Raw genomic sequence first — 15,454 nt, 5'->3', positions numbered from 1 at the left:
GGAGTGAGCGGGTACGGGCTACTCGGCCGCCAGGTGGTCCTGCTGACCGAGCTTGCCGGCCGCGAGGCCGGCCTGGGGCTGGCGGCGGCCGGGTTCGCGGCCCGGGGGCTGGGCGACCCGCTCCTGCGCGGGCGGGACGGTGGTCGCCAGGGTGACCGGGGAACCGGACTCGACCTGCACCGCCTCGCCGTCGTGCCGCAGGTGGAGGACCTCGCCGCGGCGCAGCGTGTACGTCGTGCGCTCATGGGTGATCTCGACGCCGAGCAGGTGCCCGCGCACCAGCAGCGAGAAGCTCAGCCGCATCAGCCCGGACGGCAGCCGCGGCCGGAACGAGAGCGTCTCGCTGTGGTCGCGCAGCCCGCCGAAGCCGGCCACCAGGGCGATGCAGGCCCCGGCGAGCGAGGCCATGTGCAGGCCGTCCCGGGTGTTGCCGCCGAGGTCGTGCAGGTCCATCAGCGCCGCCTCGGCCGTGTAGTCGTAGGCGAGGTCGAGCTGGCCGACCTCGGCGGCGATGACCGCCTGGGTGCAGGCGGAGAGCGAGGAGTCCCGGACGGTCAGCCGCTCGTAGTAGGCGAAGTTGCGGGCCTTCTGCTCGTCGGTGAAGGCGTCGCCGCGGACCTGCATGGCGAGCACCAGGTCGGCCTGCTTGACCACCTGCTTGCGGTACAGGTCGAAGTACGGGAAGTGCAGCAGCAGCGGGTACTTCTCCGGCGGGGTCCGCTCGAAGTCCCAGACCTGGTGGTGGGTGAAGCCGTCGGCCTGCGGGTGGACGCCGAGGTCCTCGTCGTACGGGATGTACATCGCGGCGGCCGCGTCGCGCCAGGCGGCGGTCTCCTCGGTGTCCACGCCGAGCAGCGAGGCCTCGTGCGGGTGGCGGACGGCGGCCTCGGCGGCGGCCCGCAGGTTGCTCTGCGCCATCAGGTTGGTGAAGACGTTGTTGTCCGCGACGGCGCTGTACTCGTCGGGGCCGGTGACGCCCTCGATGCGGAACCTCCCGGACACGTCGTGGTGGCCGAGCGAGCGCCACATCCGGGCGGTCTCGACGAGCAGTTCGAGCCCGTACTCGCGCTCGAACTCGGCGTCGCCGGTGGCCCGGACGTAGCGGGCGACGGCGGCGGCGATGTCGGCGCCGATGTGGAAGGCCGCGGTGCCGGCCGGCCAGTACCCGGAGCACTCCTCGCCGCGGATCGTCCGCCACGGGAACACCGCGCCGGACAGGCCGAGTTGGACGGCCCGCTCGCGGGCCAGCGGCAGGGTGGTGTGCCGCCAGCGCAGGGCCTGGTTGACGGCGGCGGGCAGGCAGTAGGTGAGCACCGGCAGGACGAAGGTCTCGGTGTCCCAGAAGCTGTGCCCGTCGTAGCCGGGCCCGGTCAGGCCCTTGGCGGGGATGGCCCGCTCCTCGCTGCGGGCGCCCGCCTGCAGGACGTGGAAGACGGCGAACCGGACGGCCTGCTGGAGCTCGACGTCGCCCTCGATCGCGATGTCGCTGGTCTCCCAGAACTCCCTGAGGAACGCGGCCTGTTCGGCGACCAGCCCGTCCCAGCCGGTGTAGCGGGCGGCGGTCAGCGCGGCCTCCACCTGGTCCCGGACGGCGGGCAGCGAGCGGGTGCCGGACCAGCCGTAGGCGATGAACTTGGTCAGCCGCAGCCGCTGGCCGGCCTTGAGCACGGTGGTGGCGCTGATCCGGCAGTGGTCGGCCTCGGACTCGGCGACGGTGTCGGACTTCTCCGGGCCCTCGATGATGTGGTCCATCCCGGCCGCGACCCGGATGCCGCTGTAGCGGGTGCGGTGCACCAGGACGGCCTTGGTGGCGCTGGCGTGGTGCGCCTCGGGCTGCAACGGCGCCTCCATCACGGCGGCGGCCCGCGGGTCGCCCTCGGGGCCGCCGGGCAGCTGCTCGTTGGCGACCAGCTCGGACTGGAGCACGATCCGCACCGGGCCGTCCACCGCCTCGACGCTGTACTCGACGGCGGCGATCGCGCGCTGGGTGAGCGAGACCAGCCGGGAGGAGCGCACCCTGATCGTCCGCCCGGCCGGGGAGGTCCACTCGGCCTCGCGGTGCAGCAGGCCCTCGCGGAAGTCCAACCAGCGCTTGTGGCTGACGAGTTCGCCGTAGCGCAGATCGAAGGGCTCGTCGTCCACCAGCAGCCGGATGATCTTGCCGTTGGTCACGTTGATGACGCTCTGGCTGGACTCCGGGTAGCCGTAGCCGCCCTCGCCGTACGGCAGCGGGCGCAGCTCGAAGACACCGTTGAGATACGTGCCGGGCAGGCCGTGCGGCTCGCCCTCGTCCAGGTTGGCGCGCAGGCCGATGTGCCCGTTGGACAGCGCGAAGACGGACTCGGCGCGGGCCAACGAGCCCAGGTCGAGGCCCTGTTCGGTGATCTGCCAGGGGTCGATCGCGAAGTTGTCCCCGGGACTCATGCGCCCCCCTCGCCGCGCTCGGCAGGGGCGTTCGCCCACACGCGCCTCTCGATGATTCGCTCGCCGCGCTCGCTCACGCGCCCCCCTCCCCCAGGAGCTCGGAGAGGTCCTGGACGACCACGGTCGCGCCGTCCCGGCGCAGTTCGGCGGCCTGGCCGGTGCGGTCCACCCCGACCACCGCGCCGAAGCCGCCGGCCCGGCCGGAGGCGACCCCGGCGAGCGCGTCCTCGAAGACCGCGGCGCGGGCGGGTTCGACGCCGAGGGCGCGGGCGGCGTACAGGTAGGTGTCGGGGGCGGGCTTGCCGGGCAGGCCCTCAGCCTTGGCGACGTTGCCGTCCACGATCACCTCGAACAGCTCCTCGATCCCGGCCGCCCGCAGCACGTCGCGGCAGTTGGCGCTGGAGGAGACCACGGCGCTGGGCAGCCCGGCCGCGCGCAGCCGGTGCACGTAGTCCACCGAGCCCTGGTACGGCTGGACGCCCCGCTCCCGGATCAACCGCAGCACGGTGTCGTTCTTGGCCCGGCTGACCCCTTGCACGGTACGGGAGTTGGGCGGGTCCTCCGGGGTGCCCTCGGGCAGTTCGATGCCCCGGCCGAGCAGGAACGCGCGGGTGCCGTCCAGGCGCGGGCGGCCGTCCACGTAGGTGTCGTAGTCGGTGACGGCGTCGAAGGGGACGAACTGCCCGCCGGTGCGGGCGGCTTCGGCGCGCAGGAAGGCGTCGAAGGTGTCCTTCCAGGCCGCGGCGTGCACCTTCGCGGTCTGGGTGAGCACCCCGTCGAGGTCGAAGAGGAAAGCACGGATGTCGTCCGGTAGCCCCAGCATGGGTGCAGTCTTACCCGGGATCGAGGGGAAGCCGCCCATTTCCCGGCGGCGCGTCGCGGGAAGGGCGGCTTCCGGCGGCCCGGCCGGGCCGCCGGAACGGGACCGGACGGGACGGGACCGGACGGGACCGGACGAGGTTACGGCGAGTCGGGCATCTGCGCCTCGGGCGACTCGACGACCGCGAAGACCGCGCCCTGCGGGTCCTGGACCACCGCCATCCGGCCGGACTGCATGTCGAAGGCCGGCTGGATCACCGAGCCGCCTGCCTTGACCAGGGCGTCCACCGTGGAGTCGGCGCTGTCCACCGAGAAGTAGGTCATCCAGTGCGAGGGCGTGCCGGGCGCCAGGTAGCCGGGCATCGCCTGCATGCCGCCCACCGTGCGGTCGCCGACGTTGAGCGAGAAGTAGCCGTCCATGCCCTGGATGGTGGCCGGGCGCAGCCCGAGGGCCGGCTGGTAGAAGCTGCCGGCCGTCCCGGTGTCGGCGGTGTTGAGCTCGTTCCAGACCAGCGCGCCGGGCTCGTTGACCACGCCGGCGCCGATGAAGTCCATCGCCTGCCAGACCCCGAACACCGCGCCGGTCGGGTCGGCGGCGACCAGCATCCGCCCGATCGTGCCGACGTCCATCGGGTCGTACAGGACGGTGCCGCCGGCCTCCGTGATGGAGGTCCGGGCCGCGTCGGCGTCGTCCGAGGCGAGGTAGGTGGTCCAGGCGACGGGCGGCACCGGCTGGCCCTCGGGCGCCATCTGCGCCATGATCCCGGCGACCGGCCGGCCGTTGAGCAGGCACACGGCGTAGCCGCCGAATTCGGCCGGGCCGACCTCGCCCTGCCAGCCGAACAGGTCGCGGTAGAAGTCGAGCGCGGCCTGCTGGTCGCTCGCCATCAGGTCGACCCAGCACGGGGTGCCGGGCATGTACGGATCGGTGACTACGGGCATTGCTGGGCCTCCCGGAGGCGGTGGTGGCCGGCTGTGGTGGTCGGGACGGTCGGGCCGTCGTCCGGGCCGGGCCGGGTGGGGGTTCGGCCCGGCCCGGACGACGGCGGTACACCGCCACCATCGGCCCGCCGCCGCGATCCCGCCACCGGACGGCGCCCTGGCGGGCGACCGGCCGCCGGGCCGTCACCGGGCGCCCACGGGGTGCTCACGGAGTGCTCACGGGGCGTCGTGGCGGTGCGCGGTGACGAAGTAGGGCTGCACCTTGCCGCTCTGCGCGTAGTCCTTGAGCCGGACCAGCAGTTCGGCCCAGGTGCCGGCCACCGCCGGGACGCCCTCCTCGCTGCCCGGCTGCCAGCCGCCGTGCCGGAACAGCAGCCGGGTGCGCCCGGACGCGGCGGGCCGGTCCGGGGCGGCGGGGGCCTCGGGGGCCGCCGACCGGTCGGGGGCCGCGGGGACGCCGGGGGCCGCGGGCAGCTCGGCCAGTTCCCAGCTGATCCAGGTGCCGGCCCAGTGCGGCGGGAAGGACCCGGCGTTGGTCCACACCACCCGGTCCGGGTCGGTCCGCTCCACCCGCAGCCGGAACGGCTCGGGGACGTCGGGGAAGTCGAACAGCAGGACGTCGCCGTCCCGGTCCACGCCGGTGGTCCACCAGGAGGTCAGCCCGTCGTGCGTGGTGAGCGCGGCGAGCACCACGGCCCGGGGCGCGGCGATGTCGAACTGGAGGGCGATCTCGGGCATGGGTCCGCCTTTCGCGGTGACCGCTGGATCCCCGCCCGGGGGCGTTCGGCCCCGGGACGTACGGCCCCAGGCCCACCATGGCACGACCCCCGGGCCCGCGCGCCCCGGAGGACGCCGGCCCGGGGGTCGTCCCCGTGGTATCCGGTGGGTGCGGTCAGCCGCCGCTGCCGTAGCTGGTGTTCGCGCAGATGTCGTCGTCCGCGGAACGAGCGTCGTTGGTGATGGTGGTCGGCAGCGGCTGCGGGGGCGCCGGGACGCCCGGGGTGGCGGCCGTCGCGCCGCCGCCGGCCGGGGCACCGGTGGCCATCCCCATCGCGGCGGCGAAATCCTGGCCGGCGATCACCGAGATGCCCCGGGCGCTGCTGGGCTCCAGGCCGGCGCCCGGGAACAGCGCGGCGACCTTCTCGGCGTTCGCCTTCTGCCCGGATCCGTACTCGATCGTGGTGGTCCTGTACTTGGTGCTCGCCGCCTGGCCCGCCGTGCTGGCGGCGAACTTGGCGCCCTTCAACTGCTCGGTCGCCTTGCCGGCCAGGCCGTTGACGCTCGTTCCGTTGTAGACCGCCACCCTGATCGCCGAGTTGGCGGTGTCCGCGGCCGGGGCGGCCGGGGTGGTGGGCGGTGCGGGCTGCTGCGGGGCCGGGCTGGTGCCGTCGGCCGGGGCGTCCGGCTGCTGGCCGGTGGCGTTCTGGCCGTCGATGGTCTGGTCGGCCTTGAGGGTCTCCCAGAGCTTGTTGGCGTCCGCCTGGACCAGGTCGAGGTCCTGGTCCTGGGTGCGGTAACGCCACGGAACCGTCACGAACTTGAGGTCGTGCATGTCGATGTTCTTCAGCGACAGGCCGAAGGAGAGCAGCTTGTCGGCGGAGTCCAGGCCGGGGTCGACGACCAGGGACTTGGTCGCGGCGTCGGCCAGCGGCAGAAGGGTGGTGGGGTTCATCCCGTCCTTCTTGATCTTGCTGGCGAGCGATCCGAGGAACGCCTGCTGGCGCTTCATCCGGCCGATGTCCGAGCCGTCGCCGATGCCGTGCCGCAGCCGGACGTAGTCGAGCGCCTTCTGGCCCTCCACGGTCTGCTTGCCCTGCGGAAGGACGAGGTCGCCCTTCTTCTTCAGCTTGGGGTTGATGTCACCCTCGTAGATCGGCTTCGGCAGACAGATGTCCACGCCGTTGACGGCCGAGGTCATCGAGGCGAAGCCGTTGAAGTCGACCACGAGGGTGTGGTCGACGCGGATGCCGGTGAGCTTCTCCACCGTGTTCTGGGTGCAGGCCGGGTTGCCGTCGTCGCTGCCGCCCATCGAGAACGCGGCGTTGAACAGGTCGGTGTTGCCGCCCTTGGTCCACTTGCCGTTGGGCAGCTTGCAGGACGGCAGCTCGACCTTGGCGTTGCGCGGTATCGAGATCCCCACGGCGTGCTTGTGATCGGCGTAGACGTGCAACAGGATCGTGGTGTCCGAACGGGCGCCGCCGTCCTCGCCGCCGCCGAGGTCCGCGTTGTTCTTGCCGCGGCTGTCCGAACCGATCAGCAGGATGTTGACCGGCTTGTTGCCGTCCGCGTCGGCCTTCGCCTCCGGGGGACGGTTGCGGGCTATCGCGTCGCCGTCGAAGGACTTGATGTTGGCGTTCAGCTTGAGGTAGATCGCGCCGCCGACGCCGGCGATGACCACCAGCACGCCCGCCGTCGACCAGGCGACGATCTTCTTCACGTTCTTCTTGGGCTTGGCACTCTTGCGGGCGGCGGCCCGGCCACCACCCGCCGACGCGGCCTCCGCTTTCCCGCCGCCGCCACCGCCGCGTCCGCCCTTGCCCTGGGCGGCGCGACGGGCCTCCGCCCGGCCGCCGGCACGCGGGGAGGGCACGGATCCCGCGGCGTCTTCCGTCGCGGGCACGCCTTCTCCCCGAGCCGGGCTCTCGCCCCTCCGACCTGACATGCGCGTACCTTTCACCGACGGAAGCGACGCCCCTGACGATCCGGCGCACCGCACACAGAGAGACGGTCCGGACCGTTCCCAGGTTGCACATACGACCGTCACCACTAACCGACGATCGTGGCTTCCGATCATATTTAGGCCCGACACGATCACCGACCTCCGGCCCGGAGCAATCCCACCAATCAACGGGCAACATCCAGACAGAACAGCCGAAATCGCCCGGCTCCAGCGTGACTCACGCCACTGCGCGACGTCCCGTCCCCCGGCCGCTCCGGAGCTCGCCGCACTCTCCCGCGGCCCGCGCCGCGTGGAGATCCGCGACGGGCCGCACCCGGGTGTCATGAGCGCAACGAACTGTTACAGTGCCGAATGTTTCGTGATTTCCGAACCGGCCGCCCGAGACACCGCGCTGTGGAGACGTCACCGTCGGCCCGCCCGAGTGCCGGCACCCCCCGCGTCCGCCGACAACGAACGGCCCGGCCCGCACGACCCGCCCTCCCGGGCCCCGCGAAGACCCCCCTCGGCTCCGGTCGACACCCGCCCGGCCACCGGCCCGGTTCCGGGTGTCGACCGTTTTTCTCGGCCGCCCGCCCCACCGAGGCGGCATCGCGGCACACCGGACCGACGACGCCCGGCGTGGACTGTCGAACCGTCAGATCCAGGTCCGGCGCGAGGAGATCACCCGCCGCCCGGGCCGCACCACGCCGCCACCAGCACCACTCACCGTCACCGCCACCGCCACCGCCACCGTCACCGTCACCGCCACCGCCACCGCCACCGCCACCGCCACCGCCACCGCCACCGCCACCGCCACCGCCACCGAAGGAACGGAAACCGATCACGAGATGTCAACCGCGCAGGCGATCCCCCTCCGCCGCATCGAGGGGTTCCGCAACTTCTGGCTCTCCCGCGCCGTTTCCGGCCTCGGGTCCGCCATCACCACCGTGGCGCTCCCCGTCCTGGTCTTCCAGGAGAGCGGGTCGCCGCTGCTGGTCTCCCTGGTCGCGGCCGCCGGAACGCTGCCCTACCTGGCCTTCGGCCTGATCGCGGGCGCCGTCGCGGACCGCGTGGACCGCCGCACCCTGATGATCGCCACCGACTGGCTCAACGCCCTCTGCCTCGCCACCGTGCCCCTGGCCTGGGCCCTGGGGGCGCTGACGGCATGGCACGTCATGCTGGTGGCGTTCCTGTCCGCCGGCCTCGCCCTGTTCTTCGACGCGGGCGTCTACGGCTTCGTCCCCGACATCGTCGGGAAGGAGGGCCTGACCCAGGCCAACAGCGCCCTCTACGGGGCGGAGACCGTCGTCCGGATCGTCGGCAACGCCGTGGCGGGCGGCCTCATCGCGCTGTTCCGCCCGGCCGGCACGCTCGCCCTCGACGCCCTGAGCTTCGCCGTGTCGGCGCTGTTCATCAGGGCGGTCGTCAACGTCGCGCCGCGGACCGCCACCCCGGGCACCGAGCGACCGGGCTTCAAGGAATCCATAGGCCAGGGGCTGCGGTTCCTGGCGGGCCACCCCACGCTGCGGATCATGACCGTGGTCGGCACCCTCCAGTCGTTCTCCGGCGGCGCCATCGTCGGCCAGCTGGTCGTCTTCGCCGACCGCGCGCTGGGCATCCACGGCTCCGACGGACGGATCGGCCTGCTCTACATGGCCTGGAGCGCCGGCGGCATCGGCGGCTCCCTGCTGCTGCCCCGGCTGCGGCGGCGCTTCGAGGCCTTCCCGCTGCTCCTCGGCGTGCTGCCGGTCGGGGCGCTGCTCGGCCTCGTCGTCGTCCTCACCTCCAACTGGCTGGTCGCGCTGGTGGCCCTGGCCGTGTGGGGAACGGCGTACCTCGTCGTCCTGGTGAACACGATGACCTACTCCCAGGAGGTGACGCCGCCCGAGCTCCAGGGCCGCGTCAACACCACCCGCCGGATGCTGTCCTCGGGCCTGGGCGTCCCGCTCGGCGCACTGGTGGCCAGCAGCATCACCGTCTCCGTCGGCATCCAGGCCGGGATGGCCACGGCGGTGGCCTCGATCGCGCTCGCGGCCGCGATCGTCTGGACGGTCCGGCTGCGCCGGGCGTTCGGCCCGGCCACCCGGGCCTGAGAGCCGGTCCGAACGACGGGCAGGGCCCGTACCGCGCCCGCTCTGTCGGGCGGCTGCGGCACGGGCCCGCGGACCGGACCGTCCCGGGCTCAGCGGCCGGGCGGCTTCCCCTCGAAGCGTCGGCCTATCCAGCCGAAGAAGGCGTCGGCGACCCTGCCGAGTTCCGGCTCGGGCATCACCGTGAAGCCGCCGTGAGCGGTGCTCCACTCGTTGAGGACCGGACCGGAGTCCGTCATCAGCCAGTCCACGCAGATCCACTCGGCCCGCAGGTCGCGGGCGATGCGGGCGCACTGGTCCGCGACCTGGTCGTGGTCCCGGTTCACCTCCACGGACCCGCCCTGGCTGACGCTCGCCAGGTAGCCGCCGGGGCGGGGGCGGCGGGTCAGCGAGGAGACGACCTCACCGTCGGCCATGAAGACGCGCATGTCGCCGGAGTGCGGGATCAGCGGCTGCACCAGGTACCCGCCGACGGCCTGGGCGACGAGGTCGATCACCGCGCCGAGCTGCTGCTCGGAGTCGACCCGCAGCACGCCGTAACCGCCGGTCAGTTCACGGGGCTTGACGATGTAGGGGCCGTCGCCGAGCCCGCGCCGCACCTCCCCGAGCACCCGCCGGGCGTACCTGCCGGGCGGCACGGCGACGGTGTCCGCGGTCCGGATGCCCAGGCCGGCGGCGTGCTGGAGCTGCGCGAGTTTGTCGCGCTCCAGGTAGTCGGGGCCGGTGTACGAGCGGTTGAGCAGGACGGAGTCGCTCGCCTCGATGGTGCGGTAGACGGCCCGCAGCGCCTGGAGGCCCTGCGGGTCGGTGGCCATGTCCTCGACGATGAAGCACTGCCGCCGCTCCAGCAGGTCCTCGTCGCCGTGGCGCAGGACCGGCCTGCCACCCACGCAGGACGGCACCAGTTCGGTGGCGCTGATCACCCGGAAGTCGAGGCCGCGGGGCCGGGAGAGCGCCGAGTAGCGCCGGGTGATGCCCCGTTCGAACGCCTCGACCCCCGCGGGGTCGAGGTCCTCGGACTGGTAGATCCAGGTGATCACGGGATTCATCATGGGACGCGGCATGATGCGCTCTCCTCGCGCTGTGGTGTCCGGTGGTCGGCGTGGAACGGGTGCCCGGAGCGGGGGCCTCAGGACGTCCGGGACTCGGGCAGCCGGGACCAGAGGAAGTAGTAGTCCTCGCGGCCCTCGCCGCATCCGAAGGCGCCGACGACCTCCAGGCCGGCCTTCCCGACCATCTCCGTGAAGTCCTCCGGGGCGGAGAACCGGTGGTTCTCCTGGATGAGGACCGAGCCGCCGGGCCGCAGCCGCTCGGCCGCCGCGTCGTAGAAGGCACCGTGGATGGCCCAGTCGGTGTCCTTCCAGATCAGCGGCGAGTGGGAACGCTGGTAGTCCGAGGCGGCCGCGTCCTGGTTGACGTGCGGCGGGTTGCCGACCATCAGGTCCCAGCGGAGGTCCGCCGGCACGTCGTCGAAGCCGTCGGAGAGGTGGAAGCGGGCGCGGCCGCGCAGACCGTTCTCGGCGATGGTCCGCTCGACCGCGTCCCCGGCGGCGGGGTTCACGTCGCCCAGGTCGACCGAATCGCACAGGCCGGCCGCCAGCAGGGAGAAACCGATGAACCCGGGGCCGGCGCACCACTCGAAGACCGATCCGACCCGGCCGAACCGGGACCGGACGAACGGCTCGTACGCCCGGCCGAAGGTGTTGCCGCCGCCGTCGAGTTCGGCCGTGTAGGACACGGACACCGGGCCGTAGTCGGCACGCGAGTAGGTCGTCATGTCGTCCTCCTGGGGAGAGTCGCGGGGGTCAGCGGAGCGCGAACGCCACGTTCGACAGGGCTCCGTGGCCGTGGATGCTGACCACGCCGTCCCGGTCGGGCGGGAGGTAGCGCACCATGCAGCCGGCGGCCCGCCCGTCGAACAGGAAGGGGCTGAAGACCGGCACCACCTCGGCCTGGTGGCTGCCGGATCCGTCCGGACCGGCGAACTCCATCCGGTACGGCACGGGTTCCACCCACTCCTGGACGATGTGGTCCCGCGCCGCGGCGGCCGCGGTCACCGCCGCCCGCCAGGCCCGCGGCGGGCACGAACGGCCCACCAGGACCCGCTGCCCGCTCATCCCGACGGCGGGCTTCAGCACGAACTCCTCCTGGCGCTCCAGGAGCAGTTCCGGGAGCGGCACGGTCCGGCCGTGCCGCTCGACGGGCCGGTCCCCGACCACGCGGGTCCACGGCAGGTAGCGCTCGACGGTCCGCCGGTCCCGGTCCGTCATCCACGGCCGCCCCTCGGACACCCAGCCGAGCACCTTCTTGTTGGCGATCAGGTACGCGGTCTGGCTCGCGATCAACCGCACGCCGGCGTCCAGGGCCGTCCGCACCGGCCCGAGGTCGATGCCGTGGCCGAGCCATTCGAGGATCGTGAAGTGGCGCAGTCCGAGCCGGTAGCGGGGTTCTCCCGGCAGCCCGAGTCCGTCGAGCAGGTCCTCCGGCTCGAACGTCTCGGCCGCCAGGCCGCGGCGGCGCAGCGACTCCTCCTGGATCTCGAAGTAGCGGCTGGGGGGACCGCCGAAGTCCCGGAGCGTGCCGACGATCGCGACCGCGGGCTCGACGCCCAGGGCCCGGACGGCGCGCACGAAGAGCTCGTCGCGCACCGCGAGCGGATCGACCGCGTCGAAGGGCATCCGCTCCGGGCCGCCGAACGCCGCCACCCACGCGGCGGTGTGCAGTGCCGTGTCCACCACCCCGCCGATGCCGGAGCCGATGTTGAACTCCAGGAATTTGGGGCCGGAGGCGCCCACCATGACGTCGGGCCGGGCGATGCAGGTGGCGTAGTCCTCCTCGGCCGGGCCGTCCATGACGAGGGGGTACATCCGCTCGTCGGCACCGAGCGCGGCGATCCGGCCGGCCGCCGTCGGAGCGCGCTCCAGCAGCGTGCGGCGCAGCAGCGCCAGCAGGTCCGCGGTGGCGGTGAACAGCTCGTCGTAGGAGGAACGCGGCAGCATGACGGGCCGTAGGGACGACGCGACCGGCACCACCCGCGCGTACTCGCCGTCCTCCACCCGGGCCAGTTCCCGCTGGACGGCGGGCAGTTCGAGCCGGTTGTCGAGCGGCGGCGGTGCGGTGCCGTACCACGGGGCGGTCATCTGCGGGCCCTTCCGGCGGGCCCGCGCGCCGCGCCGGCGAGGAATTCGTCGAGGTCCACCTCGCGCACCCCCGCCACTCCCGGGGACTTGGCGGAGTAGTCGAGCCGGGGGGCGCGCCGCGCGTCGCGGAAGTAGACCGCCTCCAGGGTCCCGTCCGCCCTCTCGGCCAGGACCGGATTGGCGACCAGGTAGTCCCGCACCTCCGGCGTGTCGGCGCGGACCTGCAGCCAGAGCCGCTTGGCGCCGAAGTGGTTGGGCGGCGGCAGCACGCTGGTGCCGAACCGCCGCTTCCACTGGTAGGTGCCCTTGCTGACGAAGGGTTCGGTGCCCTGGAAGTCGAGGCGGCGCACGCCGTGGCGGGCGCACCAGTCGATGAGGAAGTGGTAGATCGCCTTGAAGGCGCCGCTGTCGTAGTGCTCCCGCGCGCCGTCGACCACGCCCAGCAGGCGCAGGGTCATCGTCCCCGATGCCCGGTCCCAGTGGCAGAGCGCTCCGCCGATCGGTTCGCCGTCCTGCCGCAGGACGAACATCCGGCCGCCGCGGAAGAGGCACTCGTAGGAGACGTCCTTGGTCTCGGTGCGCTCCCGGTCCCCGTGGCGCTGGAACATGGTGGGGCGGTAGAGCCGGTCGTAGAAGTGGTCGAACCACGCCGGGTCGCGGCTGAGCCCCCAGGTCCAGGCGTGGTCGCGCAGGTCGTGCTTGAACTGCTGGCGCTCGCGCTTGGAGATGCGCTGCCGGACGGTGTCGGGGTCCGCGTCGAAGTCGATCACGAAGTGCACCCGCATCGGCACGATGAGGGAGGCCTCGCGCGGCAGCGCGCGGGCCCGCTCGGCGCTCGTACCGACGATGACGATGTCCGCGTCGGGCAGCCGGGCGGGGTCCCGGAGGGCGGCTCCGGTGAGCCGGCCGGTCCGGCGCCGGACGCCGTGGACGTCGGCGTCGCGTCGGAGCTCGGTGAACTCCAGGGTGTACGCGAGGCCTTCGGCGAGGCCCGCGTAGCTCACCGACAGTCCCCCGGCCTCCGAGCGGACGGCCGGGAAGCCGGCCCCGTCCCGGGTGTCCCAGGCGGTCCGTGCGGTGGTCAGGACCCGGTTGCCGCTGTTGCGCCAGTGGTAACCGGTGTGCATGCGCAGCCGCTGGTGCGGCGTGGCGCGCGGGGGCGGGACGGCAGGGACCACGGGGCTATCACCTCGGCGGGTCGTCGGTGGCGAGCGGGGCGGCGGCGGCGAACGGTGCGGTCGCGGAGCGGTGTGGTCGCGGAGCGGGGCCCCGCGCGAGCGGTCAGGCGGAGGGCGTGGCGTCCAGCACCACGCGCCGCAGGTCCTCGGCGGTGCTCACCGGGTGCAGGTCCCGGACGGTGAGGTGGCCGTAGTCCGTCGCCGAGTAGCTGCCGGAGCCGTGCACGAGGATGTCGGTCTCGGGCACCAGCCCCCGGTCGACGGCGTTGAGCAGGCCCGTCATCGCCATCACCAGGGACCACTCGCGCAGCGCGGTGGGGTTCGCGGGCAGCCGCACGCCGGCCTCCCCGAGCAGCGAGCGCACCTGCCCGTAGCGGCCGAGGCACTCCGCGAGCGAGACGACGATGCCGCCGCCGCCCTGGGTGCGGATGAGTTCGTTCATCCGGGGCGAGGTGGGCGGGTTGCGGGTGTAGAAGGTCGGGTCGAGGGTCTCCCGCGGATCGAAGGTCTGCGCGGGGTACCGCGGGTCGGCGCTCTGCGTGAACAGTCCCGTCCCCGCGTCGTAGGAGTACGCCGGGAGGTTCCCGGTGTCGGTGGAGCCCTCGTTGTACAGGCTGAGCACCATGTCGGGAGCGCCCAGGTGCTGTACCAGGAAGTAGTGCGGCGGCAGGGTCCGGGAGCGGACGTCCGCGGGGAGCCGGCTGCGGCCGTGGGCGTGGCCGAGCAGCCCGTAGGCGCTGGAGACCGAGTGCACGTGCAGCCGGGCCTCGCCGGGCGCCGAGGGGAACAGGTCGGCCTCGGCCAGCGCCCTGACCACGTCCGCCGCCAGGTAGTTCTCCAGCTGGAGGGTGTACCAGAGGTTGGTCTCGCACTCCTTCTCCAGAGCGCTCCGGTGTTCGTCGACCAGCCCGAGGGCGATGGCCTTCACGGTGCCGGGATCCTCGCCCCCGTACACCGCGATCGGGTTGCGCGCCCGCAGCCCGGGGTCGGTGAACAGCTCGGAGCTGCGCAGCTTGGCCACCGCCCCCTCGGGGACCACCGTGATGACGTTGAGCCGGTCGGCGTCCACCAGACCGGTCCGGACGGCCCGGAGCACCGCGTCGCGCATGGCGATGGCCTTGTTGGCGGAGGAGGGCGTGACGATGGTGACCCGCCGGCCGGTGTCCTGGACGAAGCGGACCGCCCTGGCCACGATGACCAGCGAGGCGAAGGTCTTGGTCGTCATGGTGGCCGGGTTGCGCGTGAGGTCGAGCAGCGCGAGGTTCCGGCCCCGGTACGACGGCATGGCCTCGTGGCCGAGGCCGGAGACCGCGAGGTACTCGCGCATGGCCTCGGTGAGTTCGGGCAGTTCGACGCCCGGCGTGAAACCTTCGGCGTCGGCCTTCTCCGGGCCGCCCAGGAGGTCCCGCAGGACTGAACGGATCTCTTCGTAGTACCGGACGAGAGCGTTGTCGAGAATCACTTTTCCTGCCTCTTTCCACCGGAGATCGAATCCGCCCGCGCGCCTGCACGGTCGTGCTCGCGCAGGTCGGTGACGGCCGTCAGGGAAACCGAGAAAGTGGGCCGCGACCCTGGTCATGACGAAAGACAAACCCAGTGCACACAACATCGACACACCATGCCGATCGCGGCCCCCGGGCACCGCGCGGAACCCGGCGAATTCCAGGACCGAGAGCGGGTCGGACTCCTCCGCCGGCTCGACCCCACCCGTTGAGCCTTCGCGTCCGCGAAACCTCTCAACCCCGGATGATTCGGTGAAATTTTGTGCGGACGGGTGATACGGCAGCTGCTTGTCGAGAGTATTGATTCATTGACCGTCCCCGGTCAACGACCCTTCGGTGTGACGCAGGTTACATCGCGTCCATTTCGCTACGACATTGCCCCCCGTTCACCCCTCTTGCGGGACAAACGACCATCTGTGGAGCAATTTCCTCCGATCCGGACCTCACCTGGCGCAAGGGATTCAGGGAGCCGGACAGCCCGGGTGAAATTGCCGCACCTTGGGGGCTGTTCGTCCGGATGTCCGAGAATTCATGGTCCGCATGGACACGAACTGTCCTGTGGACTCCTTTCCGCGACGACCTCGCCGATGATCCGGCCCGGCCCTTCGGGACCCGGCCGCCGGAGCCGCCGAGCACCGCCTCCGCCGGGTCGCCGAACGACGGAACTCCCGCCGCGGCCCCGCCGGATGACACGTCGCCC

The 15,454-nt window shown here is 72.6% G+C and carries 11 protein-coding genes; 1 reads left to right on the top strand and 10 read right to left on the bottom strand.

The window, feature by feature from the left end; translation table 11 throughout:
- Positions 1-18: 18 nt before the first annotated feature.
- The 5 genes from ACZ6EM_RS12980 to ACZ6EM_RS12960 form a co-directional block, all read right to left on the bottom strand.
- Entirely contained in the window at positions 19-2,424 is a 2,406-nt protein-coding gene (locus ACZ6EM_RS12980; protein WP_401049886.1) for a glycoside hydrolase family 65 protein, read from the bottom strand.
- A 73-nt stretch (positions 2,425-2,497) separates the two neighbouring features.
- Positions 2,498-3,247 carry an HAD family hydrolase gene (locus ACZ6EM_RS12975; protein ID WP_465772364.1) on the bottom strand — a complete coding sequence of 250 codons (750 nt, stop codon included), beginning with the start codon at positions 3,245-3,247 and terminating at the stop codon, positions 2,498-2,500.
- 137 nt (positions 3,248-3,384) lie between these two features.
- Positions 3,385-4,185, bottom strand: a complete 801-nt coding sequence (locus tag ACZ6EM_RS12970; protein ID WP_401049881.1) for a VOC family protein — start codon at positions 4,183-4,185, stop codon at positions 3,385-3,387.
- 216 nt (positions 4,186-4,401) lie between these two features.
- A complete protein-coding gene (locus tag ACZ6EM_RS12965; RefSeq protein WP_465772363.1) occupies positions 4,402-4,923 on the bottom strand; it encodes an SRPBCC family protein in 522 nt (173 codons plus the stop codon).
- A 154-nt stretch (positions 4,924-5,077) separates the two neighbouring features.
- Positions 5,078-6,805 (bottom strand): LCP family protein, encoded by a 1,728-nt coding sequence (locus ACZ6EM_RS12960; protein ID WP_401055290.1) that lies wholly within the window; start codon positions 6,803-6,805, stop codon positions 5,078-5,080.
- 605 nt (positions 6,806-7,410) lie between these two features.
- Here ACZ6EM_RS12960 and ACZ6EM_RS12955 point away from each other — a divergent pair.
- Positions 7,411-8,937 carry an MFS transporter gene (locus ACZ6EM_RS12955; protein WP_465772362.1) on the top strand — a complete coding sequence of 509 codons (1,527 nt, stop codon included), beginning with the start codon at positions 7,411-7,413 and terminating at the stop codon, positions 8,935-8,937.
- A gap of 89 nt (positions 8,938-9,026) precedes the next feature.
- On the opposite strand, the gene ACZ6EM_RS12950 is transcribed toward ACZ6EM_RS12955, so the two are convergent.
- The 5 genes from ACZ6EM_RS12950 to ACZ6EM_RS12930 form a co-directional block, all read right to left on the bottom strand.
- Positions 9,027-9,974 carry an ATP-grasp domain-containing protein gene (locus tag ACZ6EM_RS12950; RefSeq protein ID WP_452180335.1) on the bottom strand — a complete coding sequence of 316 codons (948 nt, stop codon included), beginning with the start codon at positions 9,972-9,974 and terminating at the stop codon, positions 9,027-9,029.
- A gap of 89 nt (positions 9,975-10,063) precedes the next feature.
- The gene (locus ACZ6EM_RS12945; RefSeq protein WP_380547010.1) at positions 10,064-10,711 is read right to left on the bottom strand and encodes a methyltransferase; all 648 of its coding nucleotides are present in this window, start codon (positions 10,709-10,711) and stop codon (positions 10,064-10,066) included.
- A gap of 28 nt (positions 10,712-10,739) precedes the next feature.
- On the bottom strand, positions 10,740-12,074 hold the full coding sequence (locus ACZ6EM_RS12940) for a hypothetical protein (RefSeq protein WP_465772361.1): 1,335 nt from the start codon (positions 12,072-12,074) through the stop codon (positions 10,740-10,742).
- Positions 12,071-13,252 (bottom strand): hypothetical protein, encoded by a 1,182-nt coding sequence (locus ACZ6EM_RS12935; RefSeq protein WP_401044386.1) that lies wholly within the window; start codon positions 13,250-13,252, stop codon positions 12,071-12,073. The genes ACZ6EM_RS12940 and ACZ6EM_RS12935 overlap by 4 nt, the downstream gene beginning before the upstream one ends.
- Before the next feature lie 103 nt (positions 13,253-13,355).
- Positions 13,356-14,714, bottom strand: coding sequence for a DUF6002 family protein (locus tag ACZ6EM_RS12930; RefSeq protein ID WP_401044383.1), 1,359 nt, complete (start codon positions 14,712-14,714; stop codon positions 13,356-13,358).
- Between the last annotated feature and the right edge of the window lie 740 nt (positions 14,715-15,454).

This window comes from Kitasatospora sp. NPDC041917, assembly GCF_055589745.1.
Note: the sequence above shows the minus strand (reverse complement) of the source record. Positions and strands in the feature narration are given on the sequence as shown.

Bases quoted from the DNA above. Each gene is read 5' to 3' on its own strand.
- ACZ6EM_RS12945 (WP_380547010.1), bottom strand. From the start codon at position 10,711: ATGACGACCTACTCGCGTGCCGACTACGGCCCGGTGTCCGTGTCCTAC.
- ACZ6EM_RS12970 (WP_401049881.1), bottom strand. From the start codon at position 4,185: ATGCCCGTAGTCACCGATCCGTACATGCCCGGCACCCCGTGCTGGGTC.
- ACZ6EM_RS12965 (WP_465772363.1), bottom strand. From the start codon at position 4,923: ATGCCCGAGATCGCCCTCCAGTTCGACATCGCCGCGCCCCGGGCCGTG.
- ACZ6EM_RS12980 (WP_401049886.1), bottom strand. From the start codon at position 2,424: ATGAGTCCCGGGGACAACTTCGCGATCGACCCCTGGCAGATCACCGAA.
- ACZ6EM_RS12975 (WP_465772364.1), bottom strand. From the start codon at position 3,247: ATGCTGGGGCTACCGGACGACATCCGTGCTTTCCTCTTCGACCTCGAC.
- ACZ6EM_RS12940 (WP_465772361.1), bottom strand. From the start codon at position 12,074: ATGACCGCCCCGTGGTACGGCACCGCACCGCCGCCGCTCGACAACCGG.